Annotated in this window: 12 protein-coding genes and 2 pseudogenes; 10 read left to right on the forward strand and 4 right to left on the reverse strand. The window is 33.7% G+C overall.

The window, feature by feature from the left end:
* From ACZZ95_RS14215 to ACZZ95_RS14225, 3 genes are all read left to right on the forward strand, one after another.
* Entirely contained in the window at window positions 1-681 is a 681-nt protein-coding gene (locus tag ACZZ95_RS14215; RefSeq protein ID WP_463469543.1) for a sugar phosphate nucleotidyltransferase, read from the forward strand.
* Window positions 638-883, forward strand: a complete 246-nt coding sequence (locus ACZZ95_RS14220) for a hypothetical protein (protein WP_463469544.1) — start codon at window positions 638-640, stop codon at window positions 881-883. Before ACZZ95_RS14215 ends, ACZZ95_RS14220 begins: the two co-directional genes overlap by 44 nt.
* Before the next feature lie 166 nt (window positions 884-1,049).
* Window positions 1,050-1,400 (forward strand): hypothetical protein, encoded by a 351-nt coding sequence (locus ACZZ95_RS14225; protein ID WP_463469545.1) that lies wholly within the window; start codon window positions 1,050-1,052, stop codon window positions 1,398-1,400.
* A 20-nt stretch (window positions 1,401-1,420) separates the two neighbouring features.
* On the opposite strand, the gene ACZZ95_RS14230 is transcribed toward ACZZ95_RS14225, so the two are convergent.
* Window positions 1,421-1,639, reverse strand: coding sequence for a hypothetical protein (locus tag ACZZ95_RS14230; protein ID WP_463469546.1), 219 nt, complete (start codon window positions 1,637-1,639; stop codon window positions 1,421-1,423).
* Here ACZZ95_RS14230 and ACZZ95_RS14235 point away from each other — a divergent pair.
* From ACZZ95_RS14235 to yidC, 5 genes and pseudogenes are all read left to right on the forward strand, one after another.
* Complete coding sequence (locus ACZZ95_RS14235; RefSeq protein WP_463469547.1) at window positions 1,639-2,430, forward strand: MFS transporter; 792 nt, start codon at window positions 1,639-1,641, stop codon at window positions 2,428-2,430. The genes ACZZ95_RS14230 and ACZZ95_RS14235 overlap by 1 nt on opposite strands.
* 24 nt (window positions 2,431-2,454) lie before the next feature.
* Window positions 2,455-4,383 (forward strand): glucosamine-6-phosphate deaminase, encoded by a 1,929-nt coding sequence (gene nagB, locus ACZZ95_RS14240; RefSeq protein ID WP_463469548.1) that lies wholly within the window; start codon window positions 2,455-2,457, stop codon window positions 4,381-4,383.
* Window positions 4,384-4,819: 436 nt separating this feature from the next.
* Window positions 4,820-5,053: a DUF3820 family protein gene (locus ACZZ95_RS14245; protein ID WP_463469549.1), complete on the forward strand. Its 234-nt coding sequence runs from the start codon at window positions 4,820-4,822 to the stop codon at window positions 5,051-5,053.
* A 240-nt stretch (window positions 5,054-5,293) separates the two neighbouring features.
* Window positions 5,294-6,909, forward strand: a pseudogene (locus ACZZ95_RS14250) (CTP synthase).
* 78 nt (window positions 6,910-6,987) lie between these two features.
* Window positions 6,988-8,902 (forward strand): annotated as a pseudogene (yidC, locus tag ACZZ95_RS14255) (membrane protein insertase YidC).
* Here the strand turns inward: yidC and ACZZ95_RS14260 are convergent.
* Window positions 8,884-9,936: a fasciclin domain-containing protein gene (locus tag ACZZ95_RS14260; protein ID WP_463469550.1), complete on the reverse strand. Its 1,053-nt coding sequence runs from the start codon at window positions 9,934-9,936 to the stop codon at window positions 8,884-8,886. The pseudogene yidC and the gene ACZZ95_RS14260 sit on opposite strands and share 19 nt — an antisense overlap.
* 310 nt (window positions 9,937-10,246) lie before the next feature.
* Between ACZZ95_RS14260 and ACZZ95_RS14265 the strand changes: the two genes are divergently transcribed.
* Together ACZZ95_RS14265 and ACZZ95_RS14270 are read left to right on the forward strand one after the other, a co-directional pair.
* Complete coding sequence (locus ACZZ95_RS14265) at window positions 10,247-10,957, forward strand: toxin-antitoxin system YwqK family antitoxin (protein ID WP_463469551.1); 711 nt, start codon at window positions 10,247-10,249, stop codon at window positions 10,955-10,957.
* 89 nt (window positions 10,958-11,046) lie between these two features.
* Entirely contained in the window at window positions 11,047-11,637 is a 591-nt protein-coding gene (locus tag ACZZ95_RS14270; protein WP_463469552.1) for a DUF4956 domain-containing protein, read from the forward strand.
* Here ACZZ95_RS14270 and ACZZ95_RS14275 read toward each other — a convergent pair.
* Window positions 11,602-12,252 carry a PEP/pyruvate-binding domain-containing protein gene (locus ACZZ95_RS14275; protein WP_463469553.1) on the reverse strand — a complete coding sequence of 217 codons (651 nt, stop codon included), beginning with the start codon at window positions 12,250-12,252 and terminating at the stop codon, window positions 11,602-11,604. The genes ACZZ95_RS14270 and ACZZ95_RS14275 overlap by 36 nt on opposite strands.
* On the reverse strand, window positions 12,239-12,490 hold the full coding sequence (locus ACZZ95_RS14280; RefSeq protein WP_463469554.1) for a hypothetical protein: 252 nt from the start codon (window positions 12,488-12,490) through the stop codon (window positions 12,239-12,241). The genes ACZZ95_RS14275 and ACZZ95_RS14280 overlap by 14 nt, the downstream gene beginning before the upstream one ends.
* Between the last annotated feature and the right edge of the window lie 55 nt (window positions 12,491-12,545).

A 12,545-nucleotide genomic window follows, 5' to 3' on the forward strand; every position in this document is an offset into this window, starting at 1 on the left:
ATGCACGACAATTTAGTGATTTTAGCAGGCGACGCTTCTTCGCGTATGAAAAAAGAAGCAGTTTTAGATAATTTATCTCCAGAAGAAATAGCGCAGGCCAACGAAAGAAGCAAAGGTTTAATTGGTGTCGGCGCAAGCGGAAGACCTCTTTTAGATTATCTTTTATGGAATGCAAAAAAAGCAGGTTACATAAATATCTACATTATTATAGGTGAACAAGGAGAATTGTTTAAAGAGTTTTACGGAACCAAAATGAAAAATAATGATTTTCACGGTCTCAATATTTCTTTTGCAGTTCAATATATTCTTGAGGGAAGAGTGAAGCCTTTTGGAACTGCAGATGCTTTGTTTCAGGCTGTAGAACAATATCCAGAATTGAATTCTCAATTTTATTCGGTTTGCAACAGCGATAATTTGTATTCTGCAGAAGCACTGCGCGCATTAAGAGAAACAGAAAGTCCGAACGCTTTTATTAGTTATGACCGCGATGCAATGGAATTTCCGCAAGAACGTATTTCGCGTTTTGCAATTGCAAAATTAGATCAGCATAAGCAACTGCTGGATATTCTGGAAAAACCTTCGGAAGAGGTTTTGGAGCACTATAAAGACAGCGAAGGAAAAATAAGAGTTAGTATGAATGCTTTTAAGTTTAACGGCGACGACATTATATACACATCTTAAAAATTGTCCGGTTCATCCGGAGCGTGATGAGAAAGAATTACCAACCGTTCTTTTAAACTCCGTAAAGGAAAATCCGAATACTACAGTTGGAATTCCGTTCTCAGAGCATGTTCCCGACTTAACTGCCAAAGAAGATATTGCCGATGTAAAAGCATATTTGGCAAAATATTACCCTTATTTAAATTGGGACAATAAAAATTAACAAAATATTCATATCTAAATTAGAGATTAAGGAAAATTAATGTACTACTTTTGTTTTGCAAAAAAAATGCAGATATTTGCATAAATTACGCATCAGGTAATTAAAGCGTTGATTCTAATTTAGATTTTGAAAAAATTAAATCTACTAACCAATCAACCCAAAAATTATGACAAACATTCAGAGTGCAATACAGTTAGAGAAAAAGAATACCATTGTTCCAATGGTTATTTTAACCTTGTCGTTTTTTATCTTAGGATTTGTAACCTGGCTTAACGGACCACTGATTCCGTTTTTTGAATTGGCTTGCGAATTGTCTTCTTCTCAAGCTTACTTTGTAACTTTTGCCTTTTATATAGCTTATTTTGTAATGGCAATTCCGTCTTCCTATATTATTGAAAAAGTGGGATATAAAAACGGAATTTCTCTAGGACTTTTAGTAATAGTCGCTGGAGCTTTTATGTTTTATCCTGCAGTACAAGCCGAACATTTATCTTATTTTTACTGGCTTTGTTTGTAATGGGGACAGGCTTGGCGGTTTTACAGACAGCATCCAATCCGTATGTTGTAGTAATTGGTCCAAGAGAAAGTCTTTGCGGCAAGAATCAGCGTTTTGGGTATTGCAAATAAACTAGCAGGATTTGTAGCGCCAATTGTGCTTACGGTTTTGGTATTGTCAAATATGCAGGATTTTACAGCAGACAAAATAGCCTTGATGGATGAAGTCTGCAAAAACAAACGCACTAAATTCGCTTGCATTGCAATTACAAAGACCGTATCTTTATATGGGTTTGATAATTACTGTTTTAGCATTATTGGTAAAATTTTCTCCTTTACCGGAAATTGATTTGGATGAAGAAGGGAATGTTACTCATTTAAGTGTTTTTAAACAAATCAAAAATGCATTCAGGCATCCGCGACTGGTTTTAGGAGTTATTACATTAATGTTGTATTTGTCTGCCGAAGTTTTAGCAGGAGATTCTATCGGAGGTTTCGGTAAACAATTGGGAGTGTATGGTAATGATGGGAATTTCTATCTAAAATTAACTTCGTTTACCATGTCTGCAATGGTTGTTGGGTATATATTGGGAATAGTCTTAATACCTAAATATGTTTCGCAAGTCTCCGCTTTAAAAATCTCAGGTATATTAGGTATACTGTTGGTTTTAGCAATTGTTTTGGTTTCGCCAAAAATTATGATCGCACTGCCGGGAATTCCAAATATACCGTTGGTAATTTTTTTAGTAGCACTTTTAGGATTAGCAAATGCGTTATGCTGGCCTGCAATATGGCCAATGGCTTTGCAGGATTTAGGCGGTTATACAAAAATAGGAAGCGCGATTTTGATAATGGGAATTATTGGCGGTGCAGTTTTTCCATTGTTTTACGGAATGATTACGGAAAGTATAAATGCTTCAATTGTTGCAAAAAATATGCAAAATGTTTCTAGAAGCGGTAATCAGGTAGCGTATTTAATGTTGTCGCCGTCGTATGCAATGATTTTGTTTTATGCTGTAAAAGGGCATAAATACAGGAAATGGAGTAGTTGAATAAGAAAATAAAAATAATATATCATGTTAAAAAGTAAAATTGACAAAGCAACAGGTTTCGAAAAAAGATTCGAAAACATTAATACAGTTGTTTTTGAGAACTCAACAGAAGCTTCAAAAGAAGTAGCGCAGGAAATTGCAGCTTTAATCAAAGAAAAACAGAAAGAAGGCAAACCTTGTATTTTAGGATTGGCTACAGGTTCTTCTCCAAAAGGATTATATGCAGAATTGGTTCGTCTTCATAAAGAAGAAGGCTTGAGTTTTAAAAACGTAATTAGTTTTAATTTGGATGAATACTATCCAATGGAGCCAAATTCTATCAATAGTTATGTTCGTTTTATGAAAGAGCTGTTGTTTGATCATGTCGATATTTTACCTGAAAACGCTCACGTTCCAGACGGACTTTTAACAAAAGAACAAATTGCAGATTATTGTCATGAATATGAAGCTAAAATCGAAGCTTTAGGCGGAATCGATTTGCAGATTCTTGGAATTGGAGGAAACGGACATATCGGTTTTAACGAGTCTGGTTCACTTCAGAACTCTAAAACTCGTTTGGTTGCGTTAGATCATATTACAAGAGTTGCGGCAAGTAAAGATTTCTTCGGTTTAAATAATACGCCAAGAACTGCGATTACACTTGGAGTGAAAAAAATCATGGAAGCTAAAAGAGTAATCTTATTGGCTTGGGGTGAAGGAAAAGCAAATGTTGTCAAAAAATCTGTTGAAGACGAAGTTACAAACAGAGTTCCTGCGTCATTTTTGCAAGAGCATAATAATGCAGTTTTTATTTTAGATAAAGAAGCTTCTTCAAAATTAACGAGAGTTAATAAACCTTGGCTGGTAGAAAAAATCGTTTGGACAGATAAATTAACTCGTAAAGCAGTTTTAGGATTGGCATTAGATCTTAAAAAACCAATTTTAATGCTTACAGATGCTGATTATATCGAAAATGGTATGAGCGATTTATTAGCAGATTCTGGTCCAGCTTACGATATCAATATTAATATTTTCAATAAATTACAGAACACCATTACAGGATGGCCAGGTGGAAAACCAGATGCAGACGATTCTAACCGTCCAGAAAGAGCTGAGCCTGCTAAAAAACGTGTATTAATTTTCAGTCCGCATCCAGATGATGATATTATCAGTATGGGAGGAACTTTTATGCGTTTGCAAAATCAAGGACATGAAGTGCATGTGGCGTACCAAACTTCTGGAAATATTGCCGTTGCAGATGATGAAGCATTACGTTTTGCAAGATTCGTAATTGATTACAACGAAAAATTCGGAATCAAAAGTGAAGAAGCAGATAACATTTACAAAAAAGCACATTCATTTTTAGAGAATAAAAACAACAGCGAAATTGATATTCCTGAAGTTCGTTACATTAAAGGTTTGATTAGAAAAGGAGAGGCGAGAGCGACGAGTCATTTTGTGGGTCTTCCTGACAGTCAGATTCATTTTATGGAATTGCCTTTCTATGAAACTGGAACAATCGAGAAAAAACCAATTGGTGCAGAAGATATTCAGCTGACAGTTGATTTAATTGAAAAAATTAAACCGCACCAAATTTATGCCGCTGGAGATTTAGCAGATCCACACGGAACACATAAAGTTTGTTTGGATGCTATTTTTGAAGCTGTAAAAATTTTAAAACCAAAATCATTTATGGATGACTGCTGGTTATGGTTATACAGAGGTGCTTGGCAAGAATGGGGAATTGACGAAGTTGAAATGGCAGTTCCGATGAGTCCAGACCAAGTTTTAGAAAAACGTCACGGAATCTTCAAACACCAATCACAAAAAGACGGAGTTGTTTTTCAAGGAACAGATGCAAGAGAGTTCTGGCAGAGAGCAGAAGACAGAAACCGCGAAACAGCGACTTTATATCACCAATTAGGTTTAGCGACTTATGCGGCGATGGAAGCTTTCGTGAGATGGCATTATTAAAAGTCTCATTTAACAGTCTCAGTTAACAGTGTCAGTTGACAGTCTCGGTTAACAGTCTCAGTTAACAGTGTCAGTTATCAGTCGGTGTGATCTGTAGCTGAAAACTGCGACTGAAAACTGCGACTGAAAACTGCGACTGAAATCTGCGACTGAAAACTTTGTTTACATAATAATTTGAAGCAGGAAGAGAGAATCGAAAAAGGTTCTTTTTTCTTGCTTCTTTTTTTTAAGATGCTATCCCGATACTTCGGGACTAAGATTATGAGGTTCTAAGTTTTTAATTTCTGTCTTCGATTTTGTTTTAACTGTAAACTGCGACTGAAAACTATTTTTTTAATCTGTGGCAAAAGAAAAAATAAGTGATAGTTTTGCAGTAATTGAAGCCTGAAATAAGAAAGCATAAGTCTTTCCTCTTGCTTCTTTCTTCTTAAAAACTATGGAACCAGACAAAAAACTTCTCATCAAACTAGCACATACCAAAATGCCTTTCGGTAAATACGAAGGTAAATTTTTAATTGATCTTCCGGAATATTATGTGGTTTGGTATCATAACAAAGGATTTCCAAAAGGAGAACTAGGACAGCAGTTGCAATTGATTTATGAATTAAAACTGAATGGATTGGAGGAATTGATTCGAAATATTAAGAAGCAGTATCCGAAACCATTGTAGTAGACTTTTGAAGATTGATATATTTTCAAATAAATGGATAGAAAGGTGTTTATATTGTTTGAAAAAATCATAAAAGTTAGATAAAGAATAATATATTGAAAGGTTTTCTTTTGATTTGAAAAAGCTGAAAATGTCGCAATCTAAAATTCTAAAAATCTAAGAAGTCGAATGTTCAAATTGTCTAATTAAATTTGTACTTTTGCCAAGTTTTTTACACAACTACTTACAAACAACAACAGAATGAATCAAACAAAATATATTTTTGTTACAGGAGGTGTGACCTCTTCGTTAGGAAAAGGGATTATCGCGGCATCTTTGGCAAAATTGTTACAAGGAAGAGGATACCGTACAACTATTCAAAAATTTGATCCATACATTAATGTTGATCCAGGAACACTAAATCCTTATGAGCACGGAGAATGTTATGTGACAGATGATGGGGCAGAAACGGACTTAGACTTAGGACACTACGAGCGTTTTTTAAACGTTCCTACTTCTCAGGCTAATAACGTTACTACAGGAAGAGTTTATCTTTCGGTTATCGAAAAAGAAAGAAGAGGAGAGTTTTTAGGAAAAACAGTTCAAGTTGTACCTCACATCACAAACGAAATCAAAGACAGAATGCAATTGCTGGGTAAATCTGGCGATTATGATATTGTAATTACTGAAATTGGCGGAACTGTCGGAGATATTGAATCTTTACCTTATATAGAATCTGTTCGTCAATTGGTTTGGGAATTAGGTGAAAATAACGGAATTGTTATTCACTTAACTTTAGTTCCTTATTTGGTCGCAGACAGGTGAGTTAAAAACAAAACCTACACAGCACTCTGTTAAAACTTTAATGGAAAGTGGTATAAAAGCAGATATTTTGGTTTGTAGAACGGAGCACGAATTGTCTCAGGAATTACGCCAGAAATTAGCTTTGTTCTGTAATGTGAAAAAAGAAGCAGTTATTCAGTCAATTGATGCTTCTACTATATATGAAGTTCCAAATTTAATGCTTGAAGAAGGATTAGATGTTGTTGCTTTAAAGAAATTAGATTTACCTAAAAAAGCATCTCCAGACCTTAAAAACTGGAATACTTTCTTAAAAAGATTAAAAAATCCAAAGCAAACTGTAAATATTGGTTTGATTGGTAAATACGTAGAAATGCAGGATTGTTACAAATCTATTTTAGAGGCGTTCATTCACGCAGGTCTCTGCAAACGAAACTAAAGTAAATGTAATTTCGATTCACTCAGAACACATTAATATTGATAATGTTGAGGAGAAATTAGGACCGCTTGACGGGGTTTTAGTAGCTCCAGGATTTGGAGAAAGAGGTATAGAAGGAAAAATTGAAGCTGTTCGTTTTGCACGTGAAAATAATATTCCTTTCTTCGGAATTTGTTTAGGAATGCAGATGTCTGTTATCGAATATTCTAGAAATATTTTAGGTTATGCTGATGCGAATTCTACAGAGATGAATGATAAAACGCCTCATCCTGTTGTGAATTTAATGGAAGAGCAAAAAACGATTACCGATAAAGGAGGAACAATGCGTTTAGGTGCTTGGAAATGTGATATTAAACCAAATACTTTAGCACACAGAATTTACGGAGAAAAAACTATTTCGGAGCGTCACCGCCACCGTTATGAGTACAATAATAAATATGCAGATGAATTGCAAAAAGCGGGCTTAAAAGCTTCTGGAGTAAATCCTGATACAGGTTTAGTTGAGATCGTTGAGCTTGAAAACCACCCATTTTTTATTGGTGTACAATACCACCCAGAATACAAAAGTACAGTTGCAAATCCGCACCCAATATTTGTAAACTTTGTGGCAATTGCGGTAAATGCGCATAAAAAATAATAATTAATATTCCAGAAGATGTAACTTTTGAGTTAAACTCATTACTAATAACTTCAAAGAATAACTTTTTTAAATATAATGGAAGAAAAAAAATTTGACCTCAATTCGATCATTGGTTTTGTATTGATATTCGGAATTTTGATTTGGATTATGTACCAAAATCAGCCTTCTGATAAAGAAATTGTCGCTGAAAAAGCCAAGAAAGAATTAGTTGCTAAACAAGAAGCACAAGCAAAAGCTGATAAAGCTAAAACAGCATCACTACCAGTGCCGCAGTAACTCCTGGCGATACATTACAATTGGCGCAATTGCAAAAAACTTTGGGAGGATTTGCTTATTCAGCAACACTTCCTTCTGCAAAAGAAGCTTTTACTACAATTGAAAATGAGAAGATTAAACTTAAAATCGCTAATAAAGGTGGTTACATTGTTGAAGCGACTTTAAAAGAATTCGAAAAATTTAAAAAAGGTTCAGGACAGTTAGTTGAGTTAATCAAAAACAACAATTCAAACTTAAATTTACAGCTTCTTACTACAGATAATAGAACTTTAAATTCTAAAGATTTATTTTTTGAACCAACATTAGAAAAAATTGGTGCAGACCAAGTTTTATCTATGCGTTTGAAAGCAGGTGCAAATGAATTTTTAGAATATAAATATATTTTGAAACCAAACGATTACTTAGTTGGTTTTGATATTCGTTCTCAAGGATTAAATAGAGTTTTAAATTCTGCTAAACCAGTTGATTTACACTGGGATTTAAAAACGTATAGAAACGAAAAAAGTATTTCTTACGAAAATCGTTTTGCTCAAATTGATTACAAATACAACGAATCAAAATACAGTAACGTTAGTGCACACGGGCAAGGAAAAGAAGAAACTCCTGAAAAAGTTAGTTATGTTGCTTTTAAACAGCATTTCTTTGCAACGATATTAGCTACAGAAAAACCATTTGAAACTTCAAAATTACAATCTGACGATTTAGTTAAAGACGAAAAAATTGATACTGTTTTTACAAAACAGTTTAAAGCAGATTTGCCTTTAGCATTCTCAAATGGTGAGATTGATTATAAAATGAGTTTATATTTTGGTCCTGCAGATTACAAAACATTAAAAGCATACGATAAAAATTTCGAAAAAATCATTCCATTAGGATGGGGAATTTTTGGATGGATTAACAAATTTATCTTTATTCCGTTATTCGGATTTTTAAGTTCAACAATCGGATTGTCATTAGGAATTGCAATTATCATTTTTACAATTTTGATCAAATTGGCAATGTCGCCAATTACGTATAAGTCATTCTTGTCTCAGGCTAAAATGAAAGTTTTAAGACCTGATATTGCAGAGTTGGGAGAAAAATTCAAGAAAGACCCAATGAAGAAACAACAGGAAACAATGAAACTGTACAATAAAGCAGGAGTAAACCCAATGGCAGGATGTATCCCGGCATTGATTCAGCTTCCTTTTATGTATGCATCGTTCCAGTTTTTCCCTGCGGCTGTTTGAATTAAGACAAAAAAGTTTTCTTTGGGCAGACGATTTATCTTCTTTTGACTCGGTAGTTAAATTACCATTCACAATTCCAATGTATGGAGATCATATCAGTTTGTTCCCAATTTTGGCGAGCAATTGCAATTTTCTTCTACATGAAAATGACATCAGGAGATCAGCAAATGGCAGCGCCTCAGCAAGAAGGTATGCCGGATATGGCTAAAATGATGAAAATCATGATTTATGTTTCGCCATTAATGATGTTGATTTTCTTCAATAGTTATGGTGCAGGATTGAGTTTGTATAACTTTATTTCAAACTTAATTACAATTGGAATTATGTTCGTAATTAAAAATTACATTGTTGATAGTAATAAAATTCACGCTCAGATTCAAGAAAACAAACAAAGAGAGCCTAAAAAGCCAAGTAAGTTTCAACAGCGTCTTCAAGATGTAATGGAACAACAAGAAGCGACAAAAGCTCAGAATAAAAAGAAATAAGAATACATAGAATATTTAAAAACCGTCTCGTTAAAAAACGAGACGGTTTTTTTGTTTAAAATTTCGGCGTGAAGCACCTTATCAATTACGTGGATTATACCATTAGAACATTGTACATCTGTTGCTGTTATATTGCTGACTCTGTTACTTGCGTCAGTAATTTTTGCACCGCCAGTAAGACCAATTGTGAAATTTTGATTTGCAAAGGTGCTAACTACCTGTCCGTTTGTCAAAGCAGTTGACTGTACATTTGCGCCGGCAACAACATGATATTTCAAAGTAGTTTCTAGAACATTTGCGGGGATTGCCGGCAGACCTGAGAATCCAGCTTCCGTTAAGAAACTTGTAAAAGCTGTATTTGTTGGTGCAAAAACTGTGAAAGGTGAATTTGCAGTTCCAGATAATATTCCAGCAAAACCAGATGAAGGATTATAGGTCAAAGCGACAACAAGAGTGGAGAAATTTTTATTTGCCACAGCATGGTTAACAATAGTTGGAAGTCCGATCACGCCATCAACCAAATGAATTATACCATTTGAGGCTTCAATATCTGCAGTTGTTACTGTTGCACCGCCATTTGTTTTTCCTCCGTTAATATCAACTCCAGTGCTTTTTTCAAGATACATACTAATCGTATTCGAAGTTGAGGCACTTCCTTTAGCTAAAGTTTTTACATATCCAGTGGTAATTTCGCTAGATTTTACCTTTGTGCTTAAAACGTGGTTGAGTAGTATTTCCTTTAAGGCAGGTACGGGAACTTCATTAAGATTAGCATAGCCGTTTGTTGCGAGGAAAGCACTAAAAGCGGTATTGCTGGGTGCGAATACGGTATAAGAACCAGAAGCGTTCAATGTAGCGGCTAAATCTGCTTTCTCGAGGGCGGCAACCAGCGAGCTAAGATTTGGATTTGCTTTTGCAATAGACGTGATGGTTTGTTCTTGTTGCGTATCATCATCATCGTCATTGTTGCATGAAATTCCGACGAAAGCAATTAATGCTAATAAAGCAATTAATTTAAATTTGATTGTTTTCATGATATAAAGTTTTTTTTGTTTGTTACCTACTAAGTTAGTTAATTTTGTTTAAGAAAATTCCTAAAACAATAAACAATTATTAAAAAGAGCAAAGATTTAACTTTTGTTTTAGTTGTTTTATCTTGCTGATTATTAATTAATTGAGTCTATCGTAAGGCGAAAGATCGAATTGCTTTCTTTTTGTTTATTGCTAAAGCTTAAACAACATATAAAATATATTTTTTGTCTAAAAAGAATCTGTTTATGTCAAAATGGTTTTACTTTTGCAATACTAAAACTCAATTTTAGTTGTTATATAGAAAAATTACTTATGAAAAATTTTTGGATTTTATTTTTGGTTAGTATTGTTGCTTATTCTCAAGATTTTAATAAGCTAGATGCTAATGGAAAAAAAGACGGATTATGGAAAGGTACTTACGCCGAATCTAAGCGACCTCGTTACGAAGGAACTTTTGATCACGGAAAAGAAACTGGTATTTTTAAATTTTTTGATGATACTAAAAAAGGAGATGTAGTGGCTACGAGAGATTTTAGTGCCAATGACGGAAGTTCGTACACTATTTTTTATGATCAGAGTAAAAACAAAGTCAGCGAAGGAAAAGAAGTTGGAAAGTCTCGTGAAGGCGAATGGAAATACTACCACAAAGCTTCTAAAGTTTTGATGACTGTAGAAAATTATAAAAACGGAAAACAGGAAGGTTTAAGAACTATTTATTATGCTAATGAAAAAGTGGCAGAAGAGATGATGTATAAAAATGGTTTAAAAGAAGGGCCGTATAAAAAAATAGGTGTAGACGGAACGCTGCTGGAAGAATCTAATTTTAAAAATAACGAATATAACGGTGATGCGGTTTTTTACGATTCAGATAAATCTGTTGCTTCTAAAGGCAAATTTGTAAATGGAAAAAAAGCGGGAATGTGGCAGTTTTATCAAAAAGGAAAATTGGTAAAAGAAATAAACATGAGCGATCCAAAAAATACCAATAAAGCTTCTGAAAAAGGTCCAGCGCCTAAAAAATAAGCATATAAGGAATTCGTATATACTTCATTGAAAATAAAATAGACAAAGAATAAATTGTTTACTTTTGAGTAACCAATTTATTCTGACCAATGGATTTAAATGAACTTTTAGGAAGATTTCTGCTGTTGTTTTTCTCAATTTTGGTTTTGTATTTTTTCTCCAACAGAAAAGATAATGCAACCATAAATCCATTAATGGTAATTGTCGGACTTTGTACTTTTTCGCTCTGTTACCTTTTTACTAAAATTGAAATTGGCGTTGGAATCGGATTTGGTTTATTTGCCATTTTTTCCATACTTCGATTTAGAACACAATCCTTTACGGTAAATGCTATAATCTTTCTTTTTGCGACGATTACGCTGTCAATTTTAGATATTATGTATCCGTTTGAAAAGATCGAACTTTTACTGTTTTTTCAAATAATCATCATCGGATTTTATATTATAGCTTCGATTATTGTCAATAAAAAAGCTTCAAAATATCTAAATACAGTTGATGTCAAAATTCCGCTTGACGAGAAGTTTTCTTTGAATCAGGAATTTATTAGAAAATCCATTCAGGAAAAAATTAGAATTGAAGAATTTGATTTTAGAATTGTTTTAATTAATACCGCTTGCAAACGAAATAGATGTTTTAGTTTTCTATTAATCATTAAACGGACGAACCTGCTTTATATATAATTCTCTTTTTTCGCCGACAATTTTAAACTCAATATCAACTGGATGAAATTGGTTTTTTCGCCAATAACGATACATTTTAGTTTCGATTTTTTTACTGACAGTATATAGAATGCTCATTTCTTTTCGATTCAATAAAGGCTCATTATTATTAAGGTTGGAGTTGGAAGTATAGTCGATATCAAAATCGGTTTCGTCTTTTCCGTCATTAAAATGATACGCAACAAATTGTTCACAGATTTCTCCTTTTTCTGGTTTCACCACAGAGTTTTCGCCTTTTTGAATGTTAACCGTAATTCCAGGGAAATTTTTTCTGAAAATATTTTTAGTAATAATGACGCCATTTGCCAATTCGTCGGGAAAAGAACGATGCACTAAAACGCCCATAGCAATATTCTGCTGATCGATTCCAAAAAGTTCTCTTTCGTTGTAGGAAGCTTCATTCCAAACACTTGCCCAAACTTGTTGAATAGCTTTTTCGAATGTTTTGATACTGTCACCTAAAATTCCGGTTTTAGAATCGTATAATCCAGCGCCGTTAAAATCATCCAAATCTTCTGCATTTGTAGAAGATCTAAATCTGAAATTTTTGAAATGCGCATTTTTAAAAGTCTGCATTTAGTTTTGAAAGTAATTCAGGATCTACAGGCTCTTTTTTAATGGCATCTCTAATTTTTTTCAATTGCGTATTAATCCAAACAGTCGAATCTTTATGCGGATACGCTAAAAGCTCTGTAATTAAAGGAGAAATTGAAGCTTTCTGAATGTGTTTGGTATAAAAGTAAAACGGAATCGCATGTGCATTTTCTGGAGTTTTAAACGGAATCTCTTTCGAAATCGCAATTAAATATGCCATATTTTGTGCTTTTGAACCGATGAAGTTTACACCCTTTTTAGGAATTTCAGATAAA

Source organism: Flavobacterium sp. AC267 (assembly GCF_979258715.1).

Bases quoted from the DNA above. Each gene is read 5' to 3' on its own strand.
- ACZZ95_RS14215 (WP_463469543.1), top strand. From the start codon at position 1: ATGCACGACAATTTAGTGATTTTAGCAGGCGACGCTTCTTCGCGTATG.
- ACZZ95_RS14220 (WP_463469544.1), top strand. From the start codon at position 638: ATGCTTTTAAGTTTAACGGCGACGACATTATATACACATCTTAAAAAT.
- ACZZ95_RS14225 (WP_463469545.1), top strand. From the start codon at position 1,050: ATGACAAACATTCAGAGTGCAATACAGTTAGAGAAAAAGAATACCATT.
- ACZZ95_RS14230 (WP_463469546.1), bottom strand. From the start codon at position 1,639: ATGCAAGCGAATTTAGTGCGTTTGTTTTTGCAGACTTCATCCATCAAG.
- nagB (WP_463469548.1), top strand. From the start codon at position 2,455: ATGTTAAAAAGTAAAATTGACAAAGCAACAGGTTTCGAAAAAAGATTC.
- ACZZ95_RS14245 (WP_463469549.1), top strand. From the start codon at position 4,820: ATGGAACCAGACAAAAAACTTCTCATCAAACTAGCACATACCAAAATG.
- ACZZ95_RS14260 (WP_463469550.1), bottom strand. From the start codon at position 9,936: ATGAAAACAATCAAATTTAAATTAATTGCTTTATTAGCATTAATTGCT.
- ACZZ95_RS14265 (WP_463469551.1), top strand. From the start codon at position 10,247: ATGAAAAATTTTTGGATTTTATTTTTGGTTAGTATTGTTGCTTATTCT.
- ACZZ95_RS14270 (WP_463469552.1), top strand. From the start codon at position 11,047: ATGGATTTAAATGAACTTTTAGGAAGATTTCTGCTGTTGTTTTTCTCA.
- ACZZ95_RS14275 (WP_463469553.1), bottom strand. From the start codon at position 12,252: ATGCAGACTTTTAAAAATGCGCATTTCAAAAATTTCAGATTTAGATCT.
- ACZZ95_RS14280 (WP_463469554.1), bottom strand. From the start codon at position 12,490: ATGGCATATTTAATTGCGATTTCGAAAGAGATTCCGTTTAAAACTCCA.